Raw genomic sequence first — 23,236 nt, forward strand, 5'->3', positions numbered from 1 at the left:
ACCGTGGGATTTACTGCGGTCCTTGCGACCGACAGCCCCGAGCCCTCGGGGGTCGGTCGCCACATGCTGACGCTGGCCGCGGCGCTGGAAACCGCGCTGCCATCCGGCTGGCAGGTGCGGCTGCTGTTTCCCGACCATCCGGCCGGCAGGAGCCTTGTGACCGAGGCCCGGCAGCGCGGGCTGGCTGCTTGTGCGGTGCCGCGGGACGGCTGGCCTGCCGCCCTGCGAAAGGCCGATCTGGTGCATGTCCATGCCGGCATCGGGTGGGAGGGCCATGGCCTGGTCGCGGCCGCGCGGGCGGGCGGCGCACGGGTGATCCGCACCGAACATCTGCCCTGGCTGATCACCTGCCCGGCCCAGCGTGCGGAATACGCGGCCATGGCGGCGGGGGTCGACGCGGTGATCGCCGTCAGCCGGGCCGCCGCGAACAGTTGGCGCGCGGCGCTGGCGGATCTGCCGCCGCCCCGCCCCCCCGTCGTCTGCATCCCGAACGGCGTGGCCGCCGTGCCGCGCCCTCGACAGCCGACCGGGCGGCCGACCATTCTGTGCGTGGCCCGGTTCACGCCGCAAAAGAACCATGCGGTGCTGATCGGGGCGATGGCGCGGCTGGCCCGCAGCCATCCCGACGCGCGCCTGCAGCTGGTCGGCACCGGCCCCGGCGAGGCCGCGATCCGGGCGCGGATCGACCGTCTTGGCCTGCGCAACGTCGATCTGCTGGGGCACCGCGACGACGTGCCCGACTTGATGGCCGCAGCCGATCTGCTGGTGCTGCCCTCGGCGTTCGAGGGGCTTCCGCTGGTCGTGCTCGAGGCGATGGCGGCGGGACTGCCGGTGGTTGCCACCCGGATCGGCGGAGTCGTCGAGGCGCTGGGGCCGGACCATCCGTGGCTGGTGCCGCCGGGCGACAGGCTCGCGCTGGCGTCGGCGATGGCGGATGCCCTGGACGACCGCGCGTCCCGCACCCGCACGGCAGCCGCGCAGCGGGCGAGATTCGACGATCATTACACCGCAACCCGCATGGGCAACGACACCGCCCGGCTTTATACCGCCGTGCTGAGCGGCAGGACCGGGGACTTCAGAATGAGCAAGACGAGGTTGGGCTTCATCGGCGCGGGTGGGATCGCACACCGTCATTTCGGCGTCCTCGAGCACATGGAGGACGTGCAGATCGTCGGGATAGCCGACCCCGACACGACCCGCGCGGACGAGGCTGCCCGGCGTCTCGGCGCCCGCAGCTTTCCCGATCACGAGGAGATGCTCGCCGCACTGGACCTGGATGCGGTCTATATCTGCGTCCCACCCTTCGCGCATGGCGCCGCGGAGCGGGCCTGCATCGCCCGCGGCCTGCCGTTCTTCGTCGAAAAGCCGCTGTCGCTGGACCTGTCGCTGGCCGAAGAGATCGCGGCCGAGGTCGACCGGACCGGCCTGATCACCGCCGTCGGCTATCACTGGCGCTATCTCGACACCGTGGACGAGGCGCGGGCGATCCTGGCCGACAACCCGGCCCAGCTGATGACCGGCTACTGGCTGGATCAGACTCCGCCGCCGCAATGGTGGTGGCGCGAGGACGGGTCGGGCGGTCAGATCGTCGAACAGGCGACACACATCATCGATCTCGCCCGGTTCCTGGCGGGCGATGTAACTGAGGTGTTCGGCCTGGCCAGCCGCCGCGATCGCGCCGATTTCTCGGGGCTTACGGTTCCGACCGCCACGACGGCCACGCTGCGCTTTGAGTCGGGCACCATCGCCAACCTCGCCGCGACCTGCCTGCTGCGCTGGAGCCACCGTGTCGGGCTGCATGTCTTTGCGGACGCGCTGGCCATGGAGATCACCGACCATGATCTCATGGTCGACGTGGGCCGCGGCCGGCCGGTACGTCACGCCGAAGGCGATCCGGTCTGGCGCGAGGACCGCGACTTCATCGATGCAGTGCAGGGCCATGACAACCGGATCCGCTGCCCCTACGCCGAGGCGCTGGAAACCCACCGCGTGGCGCTCGCCGTATCGCGGTCCGCGGCCACCGGCGCTCTTGTGACGATGGAGGTGCTGCGGTCGAACCCGCAGCCGTTTTTTCGTCAAGCCACTGCGTAGGGTACCCGCCATGCCGCACGAGCACCGCCGGGTCCGCAGCCTGGGCATCGAGCTTCCGAACGAGCCCTATTTCTTCGACTATGACGAGGGACCGGCGGGCGACGGCCAGGTCCGGCTGGACCTGATGTACACCGGCCTGTCGGCCGGCACCGAGCTGACCTTCATGAAGGGGACGAACCCCTATCTGCACAGCCGCTGGGACGATCAGGCGGGCGTGTTCATCCCAGGCGACCCGTCGGCACGCTATCCGGTCAACTTCATGGGCTACATGGAGGTCGGGCGTGTCATCGATTCACGCACGCACGGGTTCGCCCGGGGCGACGTGGTGGCCACGACATTCGGCCACAAGACCGGGCACACGGCGAACCCGGACCACGACCTGCTGCTGAGGATGCCCGAGTCGATCGACCCGATGCTGGGAATCTTTGCGGCGCAGATGGGGCCGATCGCCGCGAACGGCATCCTGCACGCCGACGCCGAGCAGTTCGGTGCCGCGGTCCCGCATCTGGGCGCGGGGGTCGAGGGCCGGCCAGTGCTGGTCTGGGGCGGTGGCACAGTCGGGCTGTTCTGCGCGCTGTTTGCGCGTCAGGGCGGCGCCTCCGAGATCGTCGTCGTCGATCCGTCGCCGTGGCGGCAGGATCTGGCCCGTCGGATGGGATTCGATGCGATGGGCGAGGATGAGGCGTGGCGGTATGCCAAGGCGCGCTGGCATCACAAGGCAGGCGGCCGGGGCGCCGAGTTCGTGTTCCAGACACGCGCCCGATCGGACAGTCTGAACCTGGCGCTGCGCGCCCTGCGGCCGCAGGGGACGGTGATCGATCTGGCGTTCTACCAGGGCGGCATGGAGGGCAGCCGGCTGGGCGAGGAGTTCCACCACAACGGCCTGTCGATCCGCTGCGCGCAGATCAGCCGGATGCCGCGGCGGCTTGCTCATGACTGGGATCAGCGCCGCCTGGCGCACGAAACGCTGGACCTGCTGGCGACCGAGGGCGACCTGATCCGCCGCGAGATGATCACCCATGTCGTTCCCTTCCACGAGGCGCCCGGCTTTCTGCGCCATCTGGTCCAGGACCGGCCTGAATTCCTGCAGATCGTCTTTGCGCATGACTGACCGGTTCGACTCCGAGGACGAGGCCGTGGCGTTGACCGTCACCCCCTTGGCATCCGACGACCAGCCGCCCCACCACGGCGCCACCGGACCAAGCCAGCGCGAACTGGACGACCGGGCCGCGGCGGCCGCGCTGGCCTCGGGGCATTTTCCCGAACCCCATCCTGACGCGGGCAAGATCCGCATCCTGTGGGTGTTCGCCTGGCTGGTAGTCGGGGGCGAGGAGACCGAGGTGCGGCTGCTCGCCCGGACGCTCGACCGGTCGAAATACCGCATCGAGGTGCTGCCCTGCTTCCGCAAGGACGGGATGCCCGACCAGAGCCACGAGCAACTGCGCGCCCTGGGGGTCCGGGTCGACACGACCGCCTACGGGCTGAGTTTCGAGGACACGGTCGATTACCTGCGGCGCCGGCTGAATGGCGCCGACATCGTCATCTCGTCCCAGGACGTGGCCGACATCTATCCGGCACTCGAACGGCTGGCGTTACGGCCGCCGCTGATCGAGCATGGCGGTCTGGTTCGCGAGGCCCTGTCCGGTCCCAAGCATTTCACCGCCCGCTATGTCGGGGTGTGCCGGTCCATCCGCGAAGCGGCTGCCTCAAAGCTGCCCGACCGGCCGCAGCACGCCGTCGAGATCCCCTCGATGGTCGACCTGGACGAGTTCGATCCGGCGGCGCGCCTCCCCACCCGCGCCGCGCTGGGGATCGGCGACGACGACGTGCTGGTTGGCTGGGTCGGGCGGCTTGACCGCAAGAAGCGGGTCGAGGATTTCATCCGCGCGGCCGCCCGGGTGGTCACCGAGGAACCGGCCGCCCGGTTCGTCGTGGTCGGCGGCCCCGACGCCTTCATGCCCGAGTATCAGGGCGATCTGCACCGGCTGGCCGCCGAGCTGGGCCTGGGATCGCGCCTGATCTTCACCGGCGACCGCGGCGACGTCCCGGCGCTACTGTCCGCGATGGACGTGTTCTGCTGGCTCAGCCGCGACGAGGGCATGCCGCATGTCATCGCCGAGGCGGGTGCCGCCGGCCTGCCCGTGATCGCCACCCCGGACAATGGCGCGCAGCAGCAGATCCGGCACGGGGAGAGCGGGCTGTTCGTCCCGCACGAGGATCCCGACGCCGTCGCCGCCGCGATCCTGCGGCTGATCCGGGACAAGGACCTGCGCCGGCAACTTGGCACGGCGCTGCGCCGGCACGTCCGCGACAGCTATTCGGCCCAGGTGGTGGTGCCCCAGTGGGAACGGCTGATTGCCGATGTGCTGGCCGAGCGCCCGACCGCGCCGCCGCCGCAGACCTTTGCCAGCCCCGTGCTGGGCGGCTGGGAAAGCTCGACCCACCGGCTCCACCATGGACGGCGCCTGGATCTGCTGGCCGCGACGGGCCACGATTACCACGCGGCCGAGGACTACCGGCAGCTCGAACGGCTGGGCATCCGCACCTGTCGCGACGGCGTGCGCTGGCACCTGGTCGAGACCTCGCCGGGCCGCTACGATTTCTCGACCGTCACACCCATGGTCGAGGCGGCGCGGGACACCGGCACCCAGGTCATCTGGGACCTGCTGCATTACGGCTGGCCCGACGACATCGACATCTGGTCGCCCGCCTTCGTGAACCGCTTCGCAGCCTTTGCCCGTGGGGTGGGCCAGCATGTGCGCGATCTGACCGGCACGGTGCCGTTCTGGTGTCCGGTGAACGAGATCAGCTTCTTCGCCTGGGCGGGGGGCGACGCGCGCTACCTGAACCCGTTCGCCGCCGGCCGTGGCTACGAGCTGAAGGTCCAGCTGGCGCGCGCCTATCTCGCCGCCGCTGCCGAGCTGCGCGACGTCGATCCCCGTGCACGGCTGGTGATGGCCGAGCCGCTGATCGCGATCCACCACGCCGACTGGACCGGGCGCCCGCTGTGGGAGGCGCAGGGCTGGCACGACGCACAGTTCCAGGCGTTCGACCTAGTGTCGGGCCGTATCTGGCCGCAGATCGGCGGCGAGCCGGGCTTTCTGGACCTCGTGGGACTCAACTACTACTTCAACAATCAGTGGATCCACGGTGGCCGGCCTGTCGACGTCGACGACGTCATCTACCGCCCCCTGTCCGACCTGCTGGTCGAGGTTGCCGCCCGCTATGACCGGCCGCTGCTGATCGCCGAGACCGGGACCGAGGGCGACAGGCGCGCCGCGTGGTTCCGCTACGTGGCGGCCGAGGCCGAGCGGGCGCGGGTCCGGGGCGCGCGGGTCGAAGGCATATGCCTCTATCCGATCGCCAATCATCCCGGTTGGGACGACGACCGGCTGTGCCCGAACGGCCTGCTGGGGCACCAGCCCCAGCCCGGCGGCCGCGAGGTTCACCTGCCCCTGGCACAGGAGCTTCGCCGGCATCAGCGGCAGCGCCGCTGATCGCCCTCGGTCGTTGTGCGACGTCGTTGTGGATGGCGCCGGATCCGCCCGCGGCGTCAGCCGAGCGAGTAGCCGGTGCCCCGGACCGTCCGCACCGGGTTCGCCCCGCCATGCGCCATCAACGCCTTGCGCAGCCGGCCGACATGGACGTCGATGGTGCGCATGTCGACATAGATATCGCGCCCCCAGACCCGGTCCAGCAGCTGTTCGCGGGTCCAGACCCGGCCGGGCCGTTCCATCAGGGTGGACAGCAACCGGAATTCGGTCGGGCCCAGATGCACCTGCTGGCCGCCCCGGAACACGCGATGCTCGCCCGCGTCCAGGAGGATGTCCTGAAACGACAGCCGCTCGCCCATGGTCGCCGGACGGGTGCGGCGCAGCTGCGTGCGCAGGCGCGCCATCAGTTCGACGACCGAATAGGGCTTGATCACATAGTCGTCTGCGCCGGTTTCCAGCCCGCGAACCCGATCGGATTCCTCGGACCGCGCCGACAGCATGATGATCGGGATCTGCCGCGTCTGGGGGTCGGCCTTGACCCGCCGGCAGATCTCGATCCCGGACACGTTCGGCAGCATCCAGTCCAGCACGATCAGGTCGGGGTTCTCCTCCTGCACCAGCATCAGCGCCTCGTCGCCGGTCTCGGCCATGACGACCTGGAAACCCTCGGCCTCGAGATTGTATTTCAGGACCTCGCTCTGGGCGCTTTCATCCTCGACCACCAGGACGCAGGGTTGGTGCTGGCCGGTCATGCTTGGTCGCCTTCGCCCAATCCGATCTGGCTGACACTGTCCCGCTTGGGCCGGGATTCCTCGGGCAGTTCGCCGGACACCAGATAGATGACCTGCTCGGCGATCGAGGTGGCGTGATCGCCCATGCGCTCGATGTTCTTGGCAATGAAGTGCAGGTGCATGCAGGCAGTGATGTTGCGCGGATCCTCCATCATGTGGGTCAGGAACTCGCGGAACAGCGCGTTGTACATCTGGTCGACCTCCAGATCGCGCTGACGCACATCGGCGGCCAGCGCGGCGTCCCGGTGGACATAGCTGTCGAGCGCATCCTTCAGCATCTGGTCGACCGTGCCGGCCATCCGCCGCAGCGCCATGCCGGCGCCCTCGATCACCGGCATCTGCGCCAGGACGTTGCTGCGCTTGGCCATGTTCTTCGCGTAGTCCCCCACCCGTTCGAGGCTGGCCGCGATCTTGATGACCGACAGCACCAGCCGCAGATCGGTGGCGGTGGGTGAGCGCAGGGCGATCAGGCGCGCGGCCTCCTCGTTCACCTGCGCTTCCAGTGCGTCGATGGCGCGGTCGCGGCGACGCACCTCCTCGGCCAGCTCGTCATCCCGGGTTTCCAGGGCCGTGCCCGCGTCGGTGATCGCCGCCTCGACCAGGCCGCCCATCTTGACGACCAGCGCCTGCACCGTCTCCAGGTCACGATCGAAGGCAGAAAGAATGTGTCGTCCGCGGTTCATGGTGTTCCTTCCTTGCCGGGCTGCCGTGGCGTCAGCCGATCCGGCCGCTGATATAGCTTTCCGTCCGCGGGTCCTTCGGACGGGTGAAGATGTCGTCGGTGTCGCCGAACTCGACCAGGTTCCCCAAGTGGAAGAACGCGGTCTTCTGGCTGACCCGCGCGGCCTGCTGCATGGAATGGGTGACGATCACCACGGAAAATTCCTGCCGCAGGGCATCGATCAGTTCCTCGACCTGCGCGGTGGCGATCGGGTCGAGCGCCGAGCACGGCTCGTCCATCAGCAGGACCTCGGGCTGGGTGGCAACCGCGCGGGCGATGCACAGCCGCTGCTGCTGTCCGCCGGACAGGCTGGTGCCCGGTTCCTGCAGGCGGTCCCTGACCTCGTCCCACAGCGCCGCATCGCGCAGCGCCCGCTCGACCACTGCGTCGGTTTCGGCCTTGTCGCGCACCAGACCGTGGATCCGCGGACCGTAGGCCACATTGTCATAGATCGACTTCGGAAACGGGTTCGGCTTCTGGAACACCATTCCGACACGGGCGCGCAGCTGCACGGGATCAAGGTCGCGGGCATAGATGTCCTGCCCGTCCAGCGTGATCAGCCCGCTGACGCGGGAACTGTCGATCGTGTCGTTCATCCGGTTGATGCAGCGCAGGAAGGTCGACTTGCCGCAGCCCGAGGGCCCGATGAAGGCCGTCACGGTGCGGTCGAGGATGTCGACGCTGACATCCCGGATCGCCTGCTTGTCGCCGTAGAAGACATTGACGTCCCTGGCCTCGACCTTGATCTGTTCGCCGGCGCCCACCTCGGCTTCCGTGCGGGTCATCACGTTCATCATGCTGTCTCCTATCGCGTCACCAGCGCCGCTCGAAGCGGTTGCGCAGGAAGATGGCCAGGGCGTTCATCATCACGAGGAACCCCAGCAGCACCAGGATCGCCGCCGATGTGCGCGAGGTAAAGCCCCGCTCGGGACTGTCGGCCCAGATGAAGATCTGGGTCGGCAGCGCCGTGGAGGCATCGAACGGCGTGGCGGGGGTGCTGGTGACGAATGCGTTCATGCCGATCAGCAGCAGCGGCGCGGTTTCACCCAGTGCCTGCGCCAGGCCGATGATGGTCCCCGTGAGGATGCCCGGCATCGCCAGCGGCAGGACATGGCCGAAGACCACCTGCTGTTTCGACGCCCCGACCCCCAGCGCCGCCTCGCGGATCGACGGCGGCACCGCCTTCAGCGCGTTGCGCGCCGCGATGATGATGGTGGGCAGCGTCATCAGCGCCAGGGTCAGGCCGCCCACGAAGGGCGCCCCGCGCGGCATCCCGAACCAGCCCAGGAACACCGCAAGCGCCAGCAGGCCGAACACGATCGAGGGCACCGCGGCGAGGTTGTTGATGTTGACCTCGATGACGTCGGACAGGCGGTTCCGGGGCGCGAATTCCTCGAGATAGATGGCCGCGCCGATCCCCAGGGGAAAGCTGATCAGGAAGCAGATCAGCAGCGCGTAGGCCGATCCCACGATCGCGCCCTTGAGGCCGGCGAGTTCGGGAAACCGCGAATCGTTCGCCGTCACCAGGGCCCAGTTCAGCGGCTTGCTGATCAGGCCCTGCTCCTCCAGCGCCCGGAAATTCGCGATCTCGACATCGGACAGGCGCCGCGTCTCTGCGGCGGACGTCGTGTCCACCTGACCCTTGGCCAGCTGGTCGTAGGGGTCGGACACAGGAACTCGGATCCGCACCTCGTTCCCGATCAGCCCGGGGTCGGCCACGACCTTGTCGCGCACCACGAACTGCGCCTGGTTGGACAGGATCTTGGAGAGCGCTCGTTGTTCCGTGGTGTCCGCCTCGGGGAACGTCTCGGACATGGCGGCCGCAATGACCCGGCGATAATTGCCCTTGGCCGGATCGGCCGGATCCACGTGCTCGGCCGCCACCGGAACGTTTAGCGTGATGTGGGTCTGGCGGAACGCCAGCGAGCCTTGCGAGATCAGCGTCCACAGCAGGATGCCCAGCATCAGGAACGCCAGGAGGATCGCCCCCAGCCCGACGACGCGCAGCACCGTCTCGGACCGGCGGCGTCGGGCGACGTTGGCGCGGGCGCGTGGGCTGGCCCAGTCATGGCCACGGGACTGCAGGTCGGCGGGAAGGTCGGTCTGGGTCATGGGTCCGCCTCAGTCGTAGAGTTCGCGGTATTTGCGGACGATCCGCAGCGCGAGGATGTTGATGGCGAGGGTGACGAGGAACAGCATCAGCCCCAGGGCAAATGCCGCCAGCGTCTTGGGACTGTCGAACTCGGTATCGCCGACCAGCAGGGTGACGATCTGGACCGTGATCGTCGTCACGCTGTCCAGCGGGTTGATGGTCATGCTGGCCATCAGGCCCGCGGCCATGACGACGATCATCGTTTCCCCTATCGCGCGGCTGACAGCCAGCAACACGCCCCCCGCGATGCCGGGAATGGCGGCGGGGAACAGGACCTTCGTCACGGTTTCCGACCGTGTCGCGCCCAGCGCAAGGCTGCCGTCGCGAAGGCTGCGGGGAACGGCAGCCAGCGCATCGTCGGCGAAGGACGAAATGAACGGGATCAGCATGATCGCCATCACCCCGCCCGCCGCCAGGGCGGTATTGGGCGCAACCGGAATCCCCAGGGCGGCGCCGGCCGCCCGCAGCGCCGGCGCGACGGTGAGGATCGCGAAGAAGCCGTAGACCACGGTCGGGATGCCGGCCAGGATCTCGAGGATCGGCTTTGCCACCGCCCTGAACCGGGTGCTGGCAAACTCGTTCAGATAGATCGCGCTCATCAGCCCGATGGGCACGGAAATGGTGATCGCAACCACGGTGATGACCAGCGTGCCCAGCAGGACGGGAATCCAGCCGAACGCGCCCTCGGCCGCAACCTGGTCGGCACGGATCGGCATCTGCGGCTCCCACCGGGTGCCGAACAGGAACTCGGTCACCGGCACCATGCTGAAGAAACGCAGCGATTCGAAGACCAGCGACAGGACGATCCCCACCGTGACGAAGATCGCCACGACCGCACAGGACAGCATCAGCCCCAGTACGATCCGCTCGACGCCCTGGCGGGCCCGGAACTCGGCCGATACCCGCGACCGCGAAAACACCAGCGCCGCAGCCATCAGGCCGGTCAGCACGGTCAGCAGCAGCCAGCCGGCGCGGCCTTGCAGGCTGTTCATCCGCTCGGCCGCCTCCAGCTTCCACGGGTCGGGGGTGCCGAACACGCGTCCGCCGGCAATCGACCGGATCTCAGCCTGAATCAGCTGAACGGCGCCGGAATCCAGCCCCTCCAGCGTGCCTGCGGGCAGCCCGTTCATGACCATGCGCTCAATGACAACCGGCTGCAGGACGAGCCACAGCAGGATCAGCAGCAGCGCCGGGACCATGATCAGCAGCAGCGAATACAGCCCGTGGAAGCCCGCCAGCGAATGCAGGCGGGTTCCGCCGGACCGGATCGCCAGTGCGGCCTGCCGATTCACGAGATATCCCGTGATCGACGCAAGAAACAGCATCAGAAAGGCTATGGCGATCATCGAAGCAGCTTCCGTGTCGGGTCCGAACGGGATGTGGGCCGCCCCGCCCGGACGGGACGGGGCGGGCCGGAGGTCACTCGGTAATCTCTACCGGGGTGGCGGACTGGATGTCGTCCTGCAGCTTGGTGCGCTCGTCGTCGCCCAGCGCCACGAGGCCACGTTCCGCCAGATAGCCGTCGCTGGCCAGCGCGTCTTCGGCGACATAGGCGTTCACGAACTCGTCGAGATTCGGGATCACCCCCCGATGCGCGTTCTTGACGTAGAAATACAGCGGCCGCGACAACGGATAGGACCCGTCGGCAATGGTCTCGGTCTGCGGCTCGACGCCGTCGATCTTGACGCCCTTCAGCTTGTCCATGTTCTCGAACAGGAACGAGTAGCCAAAGATGCCCAGCGCGTTCGGGTCCGATTCCAGCCGCTGCACGATCAGGTTGTCGTTCTCGCCGGCTTCGATGAAGGGCCCGTCCGTGCGCATCCGCGAACAGTTCTCGGCCACCCAATCCTCGTTGCCGGATTCTTCGGCGATCGTCGCGATCTCGTCGATCTGCTCGCAGCCGGCATGCATCGCCAGCTCCACAAAAGCGTCGCGGGTGCCCGAGGTGGGCGGCGGGCCCAGCACGATGATCTCGGTGTCGGGCAGCGACGGATCGATATCCGACCACTTCGTATGGGGATTCGGCACCATCTGACCGTCAACCGGAACCTCGGCCGCCAGTGCCTGGAAGATCTGCGCCAGCGTCAGATTCCAGTCGGTCTCGTTCGCGCGCGAACCGGCGATCGACAGCCCGTCATAGCCGATCAGCGCTTCGGACACGTCCGTCACGCCGTTCTGCTGGCAAAGGTCGTACTCGGATTTCTTCATCCGACGCGACGCGCCGGTCAGGTCCGGGTGCTGTTCGCCGATGCCGCCGCAGAAGATCTGCATGCCGCCGCCGGTGCCGGTGGATTCGACGATGGGGGCCGGTGCCCCGGTCTGGTTGGAAAACTCCTCGGCCACCGCCTGGGTATAGGGGAACACGGTCGACGAACCGACGATGCGGATCTGGTCGCGGGCGGCCGCCGCGGTCGCGGACAGCGCGACGACCGCCAGCGCGGAAACGGTGATCTTCATCCTGGTCATGGCAGGCTCCTGCATTGAAAGGGTCTCGTCCCTGCGCCCTCCTAGCGGGTGCATATGTCAGTTCCGTGACGATTTCGTCACATTCGAGCGGTCGCTGCGGGCGGTGCCCCCTTTGGTCGGCGTGACACTGCGCCGCGTCCGGCCAGCTTGCCGCCACCCGCATCTGCGGGCAAGCTGCTCTCGCCCCCCGGGAACGACCGGATCCGCAAGCTTGTCCATAGGATGCGTGCGACGGCAGAAATGTGCTGCACCACCGCACCGTCGGTGCGGCGACATGGCGGGCGCCCACGGCAGTGATCGTCCGGTGGGCTGAAGGGACGAGGCGACGATGAGCGATACCCCTGACCTGCCCCTGCGCGTCACCCGTACCCCGGAACCGGTGCCGCCGTCCGCCGGGGGACGACGCGCGCCGCGGCGCTGGCGCTGGCTGATGCTGCTGCCGCTGGTGCCGGTGCCGGTGCTGCTGCTGAGCGGGGCCGTGATCGGGATGTATTTCCAGCCCCCGGGACTGCGGCTGGTGTTTGACCGTACCGGGCTGATTCCTGGCGCGGGGTCCAGCGCACCGATCGCCCTGCCGCCCGAGATAGATCTGCCGCCGGCGGTCGTCGAGACCATCGTTCCAACCGACGTCATGGGCCTGGCCCGTCTGATCCCGCGCGGCGACGTGATCACGGTGGCGCCGCCCTATGGCGCGGGGGATGCCCGGATCGCGACGCTGCCGGTGGCCGAGGGGGATCGCGTCGACCAGGGCCAGATCATTGCCACGCTTGACAACCGGCCCTTCCTTGAAAGCGCGCTTCTGACTGCCCGGGCCGAGGTCGCGGTGCGAGAGGCCGCACTGGTCCAGACACGCGCGGGTGTCGCGGCGTCGCGTGACGAGGCGCAGGCGGCGCTGGACCAGGCACGCGCCGCCGCAGTCGAGGCGCAGGCGGAGTTCGACCGGACCCGGGCCCTGTCCCAGCGGGGGGTCGCGACCCAGGCCGCCCTGGACGTGGCCGAGGCGAACCGCAGTCAGGCCACCCTTGCGGTCGCCAAGGCCGAGGCCACCCTGAACCGCTTTGCCGCGGGCGACGCCGAAACCCAGCCGGACGTTATCGTCGCCAGCCGCAACCTGGATGCAGCCCGTGCGGCGCTGACCCGGGCCGAGGCCGATCTGGCCCGGGCCGAGGTGCGTGCCCCGATCGCGGGGACCATCCTGTCGGTGGATACGCGGCCCGGCGAACGCCCGCCCGCGGCCGGCATTCTGACGATGGGCGATACCGGTCAGATGATGGCCGAGGTCGAGGTCTATCAGGACCGGATCGCCCGCGTCGCCCCGGGGCAGCCGGTCGAGCTGCTGGCGATGGCGATCGGCCAGACGCTGCACGGCCGGGTGTCACGGATCGGCCTGACCGTGGGCCGGCAGGGGCTGCTGCCCGACGACATCGCCGCCAACACGGATGCCCGCGTCGTCGAGGTCGAGGTGGAACTCGACCCCGAAAGCAGCGCCGTCGCCGCCCGCTATACTCATCTGGAGGTCGTGGCGCGCATCCAGACGGCGGCAGCCGGTTTCGGGGCCATGGGTGAGAATGCCAGCGACCCGCAGGCCGTGTCGCCCGTGCGGATGCCGGCGGACAGATGACCTGGCTGCTGACCCGGCTGTTCGGACGGCTGCCGATCGGATGGCTGCAACTGACCCATAACCGGGCCAGGCTGATCGCCGCGCTTGCCGGTGTCGCGTTCGCCAACGTGCTGGTCTTTGTCCAGCTGGCGATCATGGGGTCGATGTCGATCGCGACCGGGCAGCCCTATGGGTTCTTTGATGCGCGGGTCATGATCTCGGCCTCCGATGCAGAATCGCTGACCGACGGCAGCAACGTGGCGCGTCAGTGGCTGTTCCAGGCGCTGGCCCACCCCGCTGTGACCGACGGCATGCCGCTGTTCGTGGGCAATGTCACGATCCAGCGCGGCGGCAGCACCATGTCGCTGACCACCTTCGGCGTGGACCCGACCCGACCCGGCTTTCTGTCCACGTCGGTGAGGCCTGCCGCCGAGCTGCTCGCGCTGCCCGATTCCGGTATCCTCGACGGCCGGACCCGGGGCTTGGGGGCCGACGAGGCCGCGACCATCGGGCCGTCCTCGCCGGCGAGCTTCGAGATCCGGGGCCGCACGCTGACCATCTATGACACGTTCGTGGGTGGCGGCGGCTTCGGGGTGGACGGGTTCCTGATCGTGTCGGACCAGACCTTCATGAAACTGGTCCAGGGACGCCAGAGCGCGGCGCCCGACCACGTGCTGCTGTCGCTCGCCCCCGGCGCCGACCCGGCTACCGTGGCGGCCGATCTGCAGCGGATGATCTCGGATCAGTCCCTGCGGATCAGACCCTATGACCAGGCCCGCGCCGAGGACATCGCCTATCAGCAGACGCGGCGTCCCACCGGGGTGATCTTCGGCTTCGGCGTCGTGATCGGCATCCTGGTGGGGCTGGTCATCGTCTATCAGGTCCTGTCGACCGACGTCGCCGATCACATCCGGGAATACGCGACATTCAAGGCGATGGGGTACCGCCAGCGCTTCCTGCTGGGGATCGTGCTGGAAGAGGCGCTGATCCTTGCCGCGATGGGGGCGGTGCCGGGCTATCTGGTCGCGCGGGTTCTGATCGGCGCGATGCGCAAGGTCACCAACCTGCCGCTGGAGCTTAGCCTCCAGACCGGGCTCGGCGTCTTTGTCGGCACGGTGCTGGCCTGCGCGCTGTCGGGGGCGCTGGCAACCCGACGGCTGGCTTCGGCCGACCCGGCCGAGCTGTTCTGATGGCAGAGGCGCCCGTGCCCCCGCCGATCGAGACCAGCGGCCTCAACCACTGGTTCGGCCATGGCGAGGCGAGGAAGCAGGCGATCTTCGACGTCAGCCTGACGGTGGCTCGGGGCAGCCTGACGGTGCTGATGGGCCCGTCGGGGTCGGGCAAGACGACCCTGCTGACCCTGATGGGCTGTCTGCGCGATGTGCAGGACGGATCGATCCGCCTGCTGGGCCAGGAACTGGCGGATGCCAGTGAACGCCGGCTCGTGGCACTGCGGCGCCGGCTGGGCTTCATCTTCCAGGCCCACAACCTGCATGAAAGCCTGACCGCGCGGCAGAACGTGCTGATGGGATTGCAGGTCAAGGGGGGCCGTGTGCATGCCGGGGATCGCGACGCCGCGGCCGCACATGTGCTGGGCCTGCTGGGTCTCGGCGAGCGGATGGATTACCTGCCCGCCAACCTGTCGGGCGGGCAGAAACAGCGCGTCGCCATCGCCCGCGCGCTGGTCGGCGACCCGGAGGTGGTGTTTGCCGACGAACCGACGGCGGCCCTGGACCGCGACAGCGGCATGAACGTCGTCGAACTGCTCAAGCGGATGGGCAAGGCGCGGGGCACGACCACGGTGATGGTGACCCACGACAATCGCATCCTCGGGCTGGCCGACCGGATCCTGACGATGGAGGACGGGCGGATCGTCGAGGACAGCGTCCGTCCGCATCGCTGACGTTCCGTCAGGCAGGATCTATCACAGCAGCCCTTCGGCCTGGAACAGCGCCCGGACGTCGCGCTCCGGGCGCGCGCCGACATGGCTGATCACCTCGGCCGCGGCGATGCAGCCCATGCGGCCCGCGACCTCCAAGGGCCGTCCGGTCACGAGACCGAAGATCAGCCCGGCTGCGAACTGGTCGCCGGCGCCGGTCGCATCGACCGGCCTGATCCGGTGAACCGGCACGGTCACGCGCTCGCCGTCGCGGATCAGGATCGCGTCCTCGCCCGACCGGGTGCAGATGACCGTTCCGCAATCCGCCGCCGCCAGCGACAGCGCCGCCTGAAGGTCATCGACTTGGTACAGCGATTGCCATTCGTGGACATTGCCGATCACGTAATCCATCGGCCCCGCCACCAGCTGGCGGAAATCGTCGCGGTGGCGGTCGACGCAGAACGGATCGCTGAGGGCGATTCCGGCCTGCCCGCCCGCGTCCCGGCAGGCGGCGGCAGCCTTGCGGAACGCGGCCTTGCCGCCGTCCTTGTCGAACAGATATCCCTCGAGGAACAGCCACGGTCCCTGTGCGAACAGGCCGCTGTCCACATCCGTTTCGTCCAGTTCGGCGGAAATGCCCAGATAGGTGTTCATCGACCGTTCGCCGTCCGGGGTCACGTAGATGATCGACCGCGATGTCGGCTGGCCTGCGTCACCCACCGGAGGCGTCACGAACTCGGTTCCATCCGCCGCCATCTCGTGGGCATAGGCATGGCCAAGGTCGTCGGCGGCCACGCGACCGATGAACGCCGTCGTGAGGCCCAGCCGCCCGAGACCGGCCAGCGTGTTCGCGACCGATCCGCCAGGCACCAGCCTCGCGCTGTGATGACCGGCCCCCTGCTCAGCCATCAGCGCCTCGGCACGGTCGCGGTCGATCAGCTGCATGATCCCCTTGTGGACGCCCAGGCGGGCCAGCACCTCGTCCGGAACGGGGGCGATCACGTCCATGATCGCGTTGCCGACGCCAATCACCTGATGGCCCATAATCCCTCCGTCTCCTGCTGGTGCCGCTCGTCAATGGCTTCTGACCGCGGCGACGGCAAGGTCCCAAAGTCGGGGCAGGTGATCAGGGGTCGGTCGTCTTCGGCTCGAACGGACAGAGGTCGCGGATCGGGCAGATCGGACAGCGCGGCCGTCGCGCCTGGCAGATGTAGCGCCCGTGCAGGATCAGCCAGTGATGGGCATTGCGCTGGAACTCGGCGGGCACGTTGTCCTCGATCGCGCGTTCGACCTCGGCTTCGTCGCGGCCCGGGGCCAGCCGGGTGCGGTTGCCGACGCGGAAGATATGCGTGTCGACCGCCTGCGCCGGCAGGCCCCAGATGCAGTTCAACACCACGTTCGCGGTCTTGCGCCCGACCCCCGGCAACGACATCAGGGCGGCGCGCGACGACGGCACCTGCCCGTCATGCTCATCCACCAGCCGCTGTGACAGCGCCACCACGTTCCTGGCCTTCTGCCGGAACAGGCCGATCGTCTTGATGTGTTCGGTGACCCCTTCGACGCCCAGCTCGACCATCGACTGTGGCGTCGGCGCGGCGGCGAACAGGTCCGGGGTTGCCTTGTTCACACCCGCGTCGGTAGCCTGCGCCGACAGCGCGACGGCCACCAGCAGCGTGAACGGATCCTGGTAGACGAGCTCGGTCACGGGATCAGGGTCGGCATCGCGCAGCCGGGAAAATGCCGCCATTTGCGCGTGATACGGCAGGGCGGCAGGCAAGCGGCCCTTGCTGCCGGCCGAGCCGCCGGTGCGACGACTGCGGCGCGCCGGCGGCTCGCCCTCACCAGCCGCGCGCGTCGGCGCGCGATTCTCGGCGGGGCCGGACGATCCGCTCCCCGGGATCTTGGACATGGGCTTCCCCCGAGGTTATGACATGAGGCGCGGGCCGAGCGATCGCGCCCATCGCCCTATTGTGACGCATTGTCAACGTATTCCGCCCCATTCACCTGCAGCTGCACGCAACCAAGCGGCCCCGGGATGGTTGAGTAGCCGAAGGGACGCGGTCCCTCCCACACCGCCGCCAGCCTGTGCGGCCCAGATAAGGATCTTTCCCATGAAGACACGGATCACGCTGCTGCTTGCCGGTATCGGCCTGATGGCGCTTGGCGCCTGCACGGAAACCGCCATGCAGCCGTCCGAGATGTCGCGCACCCAGCAGGGGGCGCTTGCCGGCGCCGCGGCGGGCGCGATCTACGGCGCCGTCCGTGATGACGACAGCAGCGATCGCGGCAAGGACGTGGTCAAGGGCGCGATCGCCGGCGGCATCGCAGGCGGCGCCGTCGGTGCCGTCCTGGACGCCCAGGCGCGCGCGCTGCAGGCGCAGGTCACCACGCCCGGGGTGCAGGTGGTCAACACCGGCAGCAGCCTGAACGTCATCCTGCCCGAAGGCGTGCTGTTCGCCGTCGACAGCGCCGCGGTGTCGGGTCCCGCCCAGGCCGACCTGTATGCCGTCGCGCGCAACCTGCAGCAATATCCGAACTCGACCGTGCAGGTCGTCGGCCACACCGATGACACCGGCTCTGCCGCCTACAACCAGACGCTGTCGCAGCAGCGCGCCCGGTCGGTCGCCAACATCCTGGCCGCCGGCGGCGTGTCGCCCACGCGGATCGTCGCGGTCGGCCGGGGCGAGGCGCAGCCGATCGCCTCGAACAGCACCGCAGCCGGTCGCGCCCAGAACCGCAGGGTCGAGATCATCATCCTGCCCAACGGCTGAGGCGGCTCCGATCAACCACACAGGGCCGGGGCATGCCCCGGCCCTTTTCATGCGCCGATTGGCGATGGATGAAAAAAGCACCCGGTCATCACCGGGCGCTTGTCAGACGATCACTGCAGCGTACCCTGCGGATCGCACCGGTTCAGTTGAGGTGGCGCGCCACGTCGTCGATCGCCCGATCGATCCCGGCCCGCCGGTCGGACTCGGAAGTCTGGCGCATCAAGACATCGGTCGCGGCAGCGACGGCGACCTGAACGGCGCGATTGCGGACGGCCCGGATCGCATCCGCCTCGGCCGATGCGATCTGATCCTCGGCCGCCTTCAGACGCCGCTTGATCGACTGTTCCAGATCTGCCTTTGCCTTTTCGGCCTGCGCCAGCGCCTCGCGCTTGGCGTTGGCGACGATCTCGTCCGCCTGGCCCTTGACCTCGCGCTGACGACGCTCATAGCCGGCATAGATTTCCTGCGCCTCATCGCGCAGGCGCCGCGCCTCGGCCAGATCCGCCCGGATGCCCTCGGCGCGCCGGTCCAGCAGCTTGCCGATCAACGCCGGCACCCGGTAATACAGCAGGATCCCGACAAAGACGAGGAACGCCACCAGCACGATGAAGTCCGTGTTGCGCAGCGAGAAGAACGGCCCCGTCGCCGCGAAGGCGGGGGATCCCGCCACGACAAGAGCTGCGGTCAGGCGGGCGATCATTGGACGGCTCCCTTCATGCGGGCTTCGACGGCGGCGTCGATCGCGGCCGGGTCGGGCTGCGCGCCAAAGGTGCGGACCAGTTCGGCGGCGACATCGCGTGCCACGCTGCGCGCGTCCTCGACGGCGCTTGCGCGAATTTCGCCGATCCGCCGCTCGGACTCGACCGTCCGCGCCGAAATCTCGGCGTCCGCACGGGCAATCGCGGCGTCCAGTTCACCCTGGATTTCGGCCCGGTTGGCGGCCACGATCTTCTGGGCCTCGGTCCGCGCTTCGGACAGCGCCTTGTCATAGGCGGCCTCGGCGTCCTTGGCCTTCTGCTTGAAGTCCTCGGCGGCCATCAGGTCGTTGGTCATCAGACCCTGGCGGTCCGCGAGGATGCGGCCGATCCGGGGCAGCGCCACCCGCGACAGGGCGAAGTAGATCACCGCAAGTGCGACCAGCAGCCAGAAGATCTGGTTGCCGAAGGTCGAGAAATCGAGTTGTGGCATGCCCGCCGACGCGGCCGCGTCATGCGCCCCGGCAGCAGTGGCGGCGGTCCCGTCGGCGACCACGGCATGGGTTCCGTCGGTGGCGACCGGAGCATGGCCGAGCCCGGGCTCGGCGACGGGTGCGGCGTGTTCCGCGCCAGTGGCGTTCGGAACGACAATCGCGTCCGTCGCGACGGTCGCGGGCTCACCCGTTCCAGCAGTCACGGCAGGTTCGGGGACCACGACGATGGTGTCCGTCCCTGCCTGCGCTGGCACCACAACGGCTTCAGCCTGCTCGCTGGACAGGGGCACCGTGGTCGCCGTGCCTGTCCCCGAGGGTGTGGATTGGATCGCGACAGGCGCGGTCTGCTGCAAAAGCGTGATCATGTGCTGTCCCTGGCGTACGGTTGGCGATCGGGTGAGGGGTCAATTGACGCCCCCACCCAAAAGCAAGGAGTGGCCGTCAGGATCAGGCAGCGAACAGCAGCAGCAGCGCGACGAGGAACGAGAAGATCCCGAGCGCTTCGGCAAAGGCCATGCCGATGAACAGCGTCGCGGTCTGCGATGCGGCCGCCGACGGATTGCGCAGGGCGCCCGACAGGTAGTTGCCGGCAACGTTGCCCACCCCCATCGCGGCACCGGCCATGCCGATGCAGGCCAGACCCGCGCCGATGTACTTGCCCCAGTCGGCGGTGGCGACGGCGGTGACGACTTCGTTTTCCATGCGAAAGAACTCCTTGGGTGTATGGAAAGGGTGGTGAGGGGCCTGACCGGTCAGTGCACCGGATGCAGCGCGTCCTTCAGATAGACGCAGGTCAGGATGGTGAAGACATAGGCCTGGATCACGGCGACCAGCACCTCCAGCCCGTACATGCCGACGATCGCCAGGATCGACACCGGGGCGATCCACAGGATCGCGGCAAAGGCCGCGAACACCTTGATGACGGCGTGGCCGGCCATGATGTTGCCTGCAAGTCGGATGGAATGGCTGACCGGACGCACGAAGTAGGAGATCAGCTCGATCACCGCCAGCACCGGTCGCAACGCCAGCGGCGCGGACTTGACCCAGAACAGCTCCAGGAAATGCGATCCGTTCAGGACGAAGCCGAGGATCGTCACGCCCAGGAACACCGCAAGCGCCAGCACGGCGGTCACGGCGATGTGCGACGTGGTCGAGAACGAGGTCGGGATCAACCCCAGGATGTTCGCGAACAGGATGAAGCAGAACAGGGTGAAGACATAGGGGAAGTATTTCAGCCCGTCCTTGCCCGCCACGTCCTCGACCATCTTGTGGACCATGCCATAGGCCAGTTCGGCCATGGACTGGACACGCGACGGGATCAGCGCACGCCCCCGGGTGCCCAGGACGAACAATCCGATGATCGCCAGGACAGACAGCGCCAGCCAGAGCGTCACGTTGGTGGGTTCGAACCAGCGGACGCAGCCGTCGGTCAGCCCGGCGGCCGGGTTGCAGCTGCCCGGCTCGATGTCGCGGAACAGCGGCCTGACGATGAACTGGTCCATCGGGTGGAACACCAGGCCCGTTTCTTCGCCGCTCGCTTCAGTCGCCACGCTCTGTCCCCTTCGTCGTCCCCGGCGCTGCCGGATGTTGCCCTGCCGGATCGTCCGGCCCCTGTTCCGGTGCGGCCCCGTCGTGCCCCGGTGCCGCCATCTCTGCGGCGGTCCGGAGCATCGTCTTCACCCCGGCGGCAAAGCCCAGCAGGATGAAGATCACCAGCAGGATCGGCGTGGTGCCGAACAGCCGGTCGAGTCCGTATCCGACGCCGAAGCCGATGCCCAACCCGGCCACCAGTTCGACCACCATCCGCCAGGCCTGGTTGGCCTGATGGAACTTGTCTGCCCCCGGCGTTGCCTGCCGGCCATCGCCACGGGCGCGGCTCAGCTTGTCTTCCAGCGCACGCAGCCGTTCAGCGTCGCGGCGCCGGTCGGCGTCATGCTGGCTGTCCTGCGCCAAGGAGGCATCCCCGTTCGGTTGCGGTGCTGATAGGGTCTGGTGGAAGCCGAGTCAACCTGAGCAGACAGGGTGATAACATGGCCGCAAGTGGTTGATTCTAGGATATAGACCGGCTCTGATCCGTCCGGAGGGGTCGGGGGGCTCGTCCGCACCGCGCCGTTCGTCACATTCAACGCAAAGGTTGAACATTCTTGCCCGCCAATCCGGATCCTCCCGCGACGCTCGATGCCGTCTTTGCCGCCCTGGCCGATCCGACCCGGCGCGCCATTCTGACGATGCTGCTGGAAGACGACATGGCGGTGACCGACGTGGCGGCACCGTTCGGGATCAGCCTTGCGGCGATATCAAAGCACCTTGCCACTTTGGCCGCGGCAGGGCTGATCCGTCAGGAACGCCGGGGTCGGATCACGTGGTGCAAGCTGGATCCCGACGGGATGCGGCACGCGTCGATCTGGATGCGCGGCTTCGGCCAGATCGATCCGGTCGATCTCGACGATTTCGAGCGGTTCCTGCGCGCGGAGTTGCCGGGGAACTGGACAGACCAGAGCTGACGCATGCCGGCGAACCACCCCCACCCGGCCTTCTGCGACGCGATTCGGAACACCGATTGGCCGCAGGCCCGGGCGGAGGAGGCCGTCAGAGGTCAGGCCGCGACGCCGTAGGTGATCGGTTCAGCCACGGCAGCCGGTGCCTTGTACTCGTAATAGTCGTACATCTGGGTCAGCACGGCGATGCCGGCAGCGGCAATCGGATTCTGCGGCAGGTTGGCCGGGCGGATGGTGATCGTGTTCATCGTTCGTCTCCATTCATCCCTCCCTGCCCCATCATCTAATGCTGCATTGCAGCGTTTCAAATGCACCTGACCCGACGTCAGATTGCGATTCGGCCGCATGACAATGGGAAAGGGCCGCCCATCCGGACGGCCCTTCTCCGGTGCGGTGAGGCGATCTCAGACGACGCGGTCCACCATCATGTGCTTGATGGCCCCGATCGCCTTGGCGGGGTTGAGCCCCTTTGGGCAGGTGTTCGTGCAGTTCATGATCGTGTGGCAGCGGTACAGTTTGAACGGATCCTCCAGCTGGTCCAGCCGCTCGCCCGTTGCCTCGTCGCGGGAATCGATGATCCACCGATAGGCGTGCAGCAGCGCCGCCGGGCCTAGGTACTTGTCGCCATTCCACCAGTAGGACGGGCAGGACGTCGAACAGCACGCGCAAAGGATGCATTCGTACAGCCCGTCCAGCTTCTTGCGGTCCTCGATCGACTGGCGCCATTCCTTCGGCGGGGTCGGCGTCTCGGTGATCAGATAGGGATTCACGCTCGCATGCTGGGCGTAGAAATGCGTCAGGTCCGGCACGAGGTCCTTGACCACCGGCATGTGCGGCAGCGGATAGATGTTGATGTCACCCGCGACCTCGTCGATCCCGTAGATGCAGGCGAGATGATTGCCGCCATCGATCACCATCGCGCAGGACCCGCAGATCCCCTCGCGGCAGGACCTGCGGAAGGTCAGGGTCGGATCGATCTCGTTCTTGATCTTGTTCAGCGCGTCGAGAACCATCGGACCGCATTTGTCCAGGTCGATCCAGTAGGTGTCCAGCCGCGGGTTCAGCCCGCTTTCCGGATCATAGCGATAGATGTTGAACCGCTTCAGGCGGTTCGCCCCTTCGGGCTTGGGCCAGGTCTTGCCCACGGTGATGCGGCTGTTCTTGGGAAGCGTAAACTGGACCATGATCCTGTCCTTCGGTCTGCAGGGTCCCGGCTGCGGGTCCGGGATCGGCCAAGACCGGCGCCAAGGCGCCGATCGGATGTGATTTCAGCCGCGCCATCCGGGCTGCTCGGCCAGCGGCCGGGTGGGCATCTCACCGGATCGCCGCAACACGCAGCGGTCGAACACCTCGGCGGGATCGCGGCCCATGACGTAATCACCTGACAATTCGACCGCAACGCCGCCCGAGGGACGCACGGAATGTCCGTCGCTGCCGATCCCCACCGCGATGTGGGTCCGGGGTCCGGCCGCCAGCCGCGCGTCGTCAAGGCAACTGCGCTCTGCCTGGGCGACCGACACCGGACCGCAGGCGGCGAGCCCCGTCAGCACCGGCAGGGCCACCCCCATCACCCGGAGGTTCGGT

At 68.1% G+C, this 23,236-nt stretch carries 24 protein-coding genes; 8 read left to right on the forward strand and 16 right to left on the reverse strand.

Features of this window, described 5'->3' with window-relative positions:
- Positions 1–3: 3 nt before the first annotated feature.
- From Q0938_RS13390 to Q0938_RS13400, 3 genes are read left to right on the forward strand one after another with little or no spacing between them, the layout of a single operon-like run.
- Complete coding sequence (locus Q0938_RS13390; protein WP_299363173.1) at positions 4–2,091, forward strand: glycosyltransferase; 2,088 nt, start codon at positions 4–6, stop codon at positions 2,089–2,091.
- Positions 2,092–2,101: 10 nt separating this feature from the next.
- Complete coding sequence (locus Q0938_RS13395; protein WP_299363176.1) at positions 2,102–3,202, forward strand: zinc-binding alcohol dehydrogenase; 1,101 nt, start codon at positions 2,102–2,104, stop codon at positions 3,200–3,202.
- On the forward strand, positions 3,195–5,588 hold the full coding sequence (locus tag Q0938_RS13400) for a glycosyltransferase family 4 protein (RefSeq protein ID WP_299363178.1): 2,394 nt from the start codon (positions 3,195–3,197) through the stop codon (positions 5,586–5,588). Before Q0938_RS13395 ends, Q0938_RS13400 begins: the two co-directional genes overlap by 8 nt.
- Positions 5,589–5,644: 56 nt before the next feature.
- Here the strand turns inward: Q0938_RS13400 and phoB are convergent, their stop codons facing one another.
- The 6 genes from phoB to Q0938_RS13430 form a co-directional block, all read right to left on the reverse strand.
- A complete protein-coding gene (gene phoB, locus Q0938_RS13405) occupies positions 5,645–6,337 on the reverse strand; it encodes a phosphate regulon transcriptional regulator PhoB (protein ID WP_299363180.1) in 693 nt (230 codons plus the stop codon).
- Positions 6,334–7,059 (reverse strand): phosphate signaling complex protein PhoU, encoded by a 726-nt coding sequence (gene phoU, locus Q0938_RS13410; RefSeq protein WP_299363182.1) that lies wholly within the window; start codon positions 7,057–7,059, stop codon positions 6,334–6,336. Before phoU ends, phoB begins: the two co-directional genes overlap by 4 nt.
- 31 nt (positions 7,060–7,090) lie before the next feature.
- On the reverse strand, positions 7,091–7,882 hold the full coding sequence (gene pstB, locus Q0938_RS13415) for a phosphate ABC transporter ATP-binding protein PstB (protein ID WP_299363184.1): 792 nt from the start codon (positions 7,880–7,882) through the stop codon (positions 7,091–7,093).
- 28 nt (positions 7,883–7,910) lie between these two features.
- The gene (pstA, locus tag Q0938_RS13420; RefSeq protein WP_299363186.1) at positions 7,911–9,209 is read right to left on the reverse strand and encodes a phosphate ABC transporter permease PstA; all 1,299 of its coding nucleotides are present in this window, start codon (positions 9,207–9,209) and stop codon (positions 7,911–7,913) included.
- A gap of 9 nt (positions 9,210–9,218) precedes the next feature.
- Entirely contained in the window at positions 9,219–10,595 is a 1,377-nt protein-coding gene (pstC, locus tag Q0938_RS13425; protein WP_299363188.1) for a phosphate ABC transporter permease subunit PstC, read from the reverse strand.
- Between the two features lie 73 nt (positions 10,596–10,668).
- A complete protein-coding gene (locus tag Q0938_RS13430; RefSeq protein ID WP_299363190.1) occupies positions 10,669–11,715 on the reverse strand; it encodes a PstS family phosphate ABC transporter substrate-binding protein in 1,047 nt (348 codons plus the stop codon).
- A gap of 328 nt (positions 11,716–12,043) precedes the next feature.
- Between Q0938_RS13430 and Q0938_RS13435 the strand changes: the two genes are divergently transcribed.
- From Q0938_RS13435 to Q0938_RS13445, 3 genes are read left to right on the forward strand one after another with little or no spacing between them, the layout of a single operon-like run.
- A complete protein-coding gene (locus Q0938_RS13435) occupies positions 12,044–13,336 on the forward strand; it encodes an HlyD family efflux transporter periplasmic adaptor subunit (protein WP_299363192.1) in 1,293 nt (430 codons plus the stop codon).
- The gene (locus Q0938_RS13440) at positions 13,333–14,505 is read left to right on the forward strand and encodes an FtsX-like permease family protein (protein WP_299363195.1); all 1,173 of its coding nucleotides are present in this window, start codon (positions 13,333–13,335) and stop codon (positions 14,503–14,505) included. Before Q0938_RS13435 ends, Q0938_RS13440 begins: the two co-directional genes overlap by 4 nt.
- Positions 14,505–15,218 carry an ATP-binding cassette domain-containing protein gene (locus tag Q0938_RS13445; protein ID WP_299363198.1) on the forward strand — a complete coding sequence of 238 codons (714 nt, stop codon included), beginning with the start codon at positions 14,505–14,507 and terminating at the stop codon, positions 15,216–15,218. The genes Q0938_RS13440 and Q0938_RS13445 overlap by 1 nt, the downstream gene beginning before the upstream one ends.
- A gap of 21 nt (positions 15,219–15,239) precedes the next feature.
- On the opposite strand, the gene Q0938_RS13450 is transcribed toward Q0938_RS13445, so the two are convergent.
- Together Q0938_RS13450 and nth are read right to left on the reverse strand one after the other, a co-directional pair.
- Positions 15,240–16,238, reverse strand: coding sequence for an adenosine kinase (locus Q0938_RS13450; RefSeq protein ID WP_299363200.1), 999 nt, complete (start codon positions 16,236–16,238; stop codon positions 15,240–15,242).
- 82 nt (positions 16,239–16,320) lie between these two features.
- On the reverse strand, positions 16,321–16,941 hold the full coding sequence (gene nth / locus Q0938_RS13455) for an endonuclease III (protein WP_299363331.1): 621 nt from the start codon (positions 16,939–16,941) through the stop codon (positions 16,321–16,323).
- A gap of 364 nt (positions 16,942–17,305) precedes the next feature.
- On the opposite strand from nth, the gene Q0938_RS13460 reads away from it, so the two are divergent.
- A complete protein-coding gene (locus tag Q0938_RS13460) occupies positions 17,306–17,965 on the forward strand; it encodes an OmpA family protein (RefSeq protein ID WP_299363203.1) in 660 nt (219 codons plus the stop codon).
- Positions 17,966–18,107: 142 nt separating this feature from the next.
- Here Q0938_RS13460 and Q0938_RS13465 read toward each other — a convergent pair whose 3' ends face one another.
- The 5 genes from Q0938_RS13465 to Q0938_RS13485 all read right to left on the reverse strand — a co-directional run bounded on the left by Q0938_RS13465 (position 18,108) and on the right by Q0938_RS13485 (position 21,107).
- Positions 18,108–18,665, reverse strand: a complete 558-nt coding sequence (locus tag Q0938_RS13465; protein ID WP_299363206.1) for a F0F1 ATP synthase subunit B — start codon at positions 18,663–18,665, stop codon at positions 18,108–18,110.
- Positions 18,662–19,216 carry a F0F1 ATP synthase subunit B' gene (locus Q0938_RS13470; protein ID WP_299363332.1) on the reverse strand — a complete coding sequence of 185 codons (555 nt, stop codon included), beginning with the start codon at positions 19,214–19,216 and terminating at the stop codon, positions 18,662–18,664. Before Q0938_RS13470 ends, Q0938_RS13465 begins: the two co-directional genes overlap by 4 nt.
- Before the next feature lie 385 nt (positions 19,217–19,601).
- Entirely contained in the window at positions 19,602–19,856 is a 255-nt protein-coding gene (locus tag Q0938_RS13475) for a F0F1 ATP synthase subunit C (RefSeq protein WP_299363209.1), read from the reverse strand.
- A gap of 50 nt (positions 19,857–19,906) precedes the next feature.
- A complete protein-coding gene (locus Q0938_RS13480) occupies positions 19,907–20,704 on the reverse strand; it encodes a F0F1 ATP synthase subunit A (protein WP_299363211.1) in 798 nt (265 codons plus the stop codon).
- Positions 20,694–21,107 carry an AtpZ/AtpI family protein gene (locus tag Q0938_RS13485; protein WP_299363214.1) on the reverse strand — a complete coding sequence of 138 codons (414 nt, stop codon included), beginning with the start codon at positions 21,105–21,107 and terminating at the stop codon, positions 20,694–20,696. Before Q0938_RS13485 ends, Q0938_RS13480 begins: the two co-directional genes overlap by 11 nt.
- A 191-nt stretch (positions 21,108–21,298) precedes the next feature.
- On the opposite strand from Q0938_RS13485, the gene Q0938_RS13490 reads away from it, so the two are divergent.
- A complete protein-coding gene (locus Q0938_RS13490; protein ID WP_299363216.1) occupies positions 21,299–21,658 on the forward strand; it encodes a metalloregulator ArsR/SmtB family transcription factor in 360 nt (119 codons plus the stop codon).
- A 92-nt stretch (positions 21,659–21,750) separates the two neighbouring features.
- Here Q0938_RS13490 and Q0938_RS13495 read toward each other — a convergent pair whose 3' ends face one another.
- The 3 genes from Q0938_RS13495 to Q0938_RS13505 form a co-directional block, all read right to left on the reverse strand.
- Positions 21,751–21,900, reverse strand: a complete 150-nt coding sequence (locus Q0938_RS13495; RefSeq protein ID WP_299363218.1) for a hypothetical protein — start codon at positions 21,898–21,900, stop codon at positions 21,751–21,753.
- Positions 21,901–22,056: 156 nt separating this feature from the next.
- Entirely contained in the window at positions 22,057–22,836 is a 780-nt protein-coding gene (locus Q0938_RS13500) for a succinate dehydrogenase iron-sulfur subunit (RefSeq protein ID WP_299363220.1), read from the reverse strand.
- A gap of 84 nt (positions 22,837–22,920) precedes the next feature.
- Complete coding sequence (locus tag Q0938_RS13505) at positions 22,921–23,220, reverse strand: hypothetical protein (protein WP_299363222.1); 300 nt, start codon at positions 23,218–23,220, stop codon at positions 22,921–22,923.
- Positions 23,221–23,236: the final 16 nt, after the last annotated feature.

The sequence above is a fragment of the uncultured Paracoccus sp. genome, assembly GCF_947496875.1.
Lineage (GTDB): Bacteria > Pseudomonadota > Alphaproteobacteria > Rhodobacterales > Rhodobacteraceae > Paracoccus.

Bases quoted from the DNA above. Each gene is read 5' to 3' on its own strand.
- Q0938_RS13395 (WP_299363176.1), top strand. From the start codon at position 2,102: ATGCCGCACGAGCACCGCCGGGTCCGCAGCCTGGGCATCGAGCTTCCG.
- Q0938_RS13400 (WP_299363178.1), top strand. From the start codon at position 3,195: ATGACTGACCGGTTCGACTCCGAGGACGAGGCCGTGGCGTTGACCGTC.
- phoB (WP_299363180.1), bottom strand. From the start codon at position 6,337: ATGACCGGCCAGCACCAACCCTGCGTCCTGGTGGTCGAGGATGAAAGC.
- phoU (WP_299363182.1), bottom strand. From the start codon at position 7,059: ATGAACCGCGGACGACACATTCTTTCTGCCTTCGATCGTGACCTGGAG.
- pstB (WP_299363184.1), bottom strand. From the start codon at position 7,882: ATGACCCGCACGGAAGCCGAGGTGGGCGCCGGCGAACAGATCAAGGTC.
- pstA (WP_299363186.1), bottom strand. From the start codon at position 9,209: ATGACCCAGACCGACCTTCCCGCCGACCTGCAGTCCCGTGGCCATGAC.
- pstC (WP_299363188.1), bottom strand. From the start codon at position 10,595: ATGATCGCCATAGCCTTTCTGATGCTGTTTCTTGCGTCGATCACGGGA.
- Q0938_RS13430 (WP_299363190.1), bottom strand. From the start codon at position 11,715: ATGACCAGGATGAAGATCACCGTTTCCGCGCTGGCGGTCGTCGCGCTG.
- Q0938_RS13435 (WP_299363192.1), top strand. From the start codon at position 12,044: ATGAGCGATACCCCTGACCTGCCCCTGCGCGTCACCCGTACCCCGGAA.
- Q0938_RS13440 (WP_299363195.1), top strand. From the start codon at position 13,333: ATGACCTGGCTGCTGACCCGGCTGTTCGGACGGCTGCCGATCGGATGG.
- Q0938_RS13445 (WP_299363198.1), top strand. From the start codon at position 14,505: ATGGCAGAGGCGCCCGTGCCCCCGCCGATCGAGACCAGCGGCCTCAAC.
- Q0938_RS13450 (WP_299363200.1), bottom strand. From the start codon at position 16,238: ATGGGCCATCAGGTGATTGGCGTCGGCAACGCGATCATGGACGTGATC.
- nth (WP_299363331.1), bottom strand. From the start codon at position 16,941: ATGGCGGCATTTTCCCGGCTGCGCGATGCCGACCCTGATCCCGTGACC.
- Q0938_RS13460 (WP_299363203.1), top strand. From the start codon at position 17,306: ATGAAGACACGGATCACGCTGCTGCTTGCCGGTATCGGCCTGATGGCG.
- Q0938_RS13465 (WP_299363206.1), bottom strand. From the start codon at position 18,665: ATGATCGCCCGCCTGACCGCAGCTCTTGTCGTGGCGGGATCCCCCGCC.
- Q0938_RS13475 (WP_299363209.1), bottom strand. From the start codon at position 19,856: ATGGAAAACGAAGTCGTCACCGCCGTCGCCACCGCCGACTGGGGCAAG.
- Q0938_RS13495 (WP_299363218.1), bottom strand. From the start codon at position 21,900: ATGAACACGATCACCATCCGCCCGGCCAACCTGCCGCAGAATCCGATT.
- Q0938_RS13500 (WP_299363220.1), bottom strand. From the start codon at position 22,836: ATGGTCCAGTTTACGCTTCCCAAGAACAGCCGCATCACCGTGGGCAAG.
- Q0938_RS13505 (WP_299363222.1), bottom strand. From the start codon at position 23,220: ATGGGGGTGGCCCTGCCGGTGCTGACGGGGCTCGCCGCCTGCGGTCCG.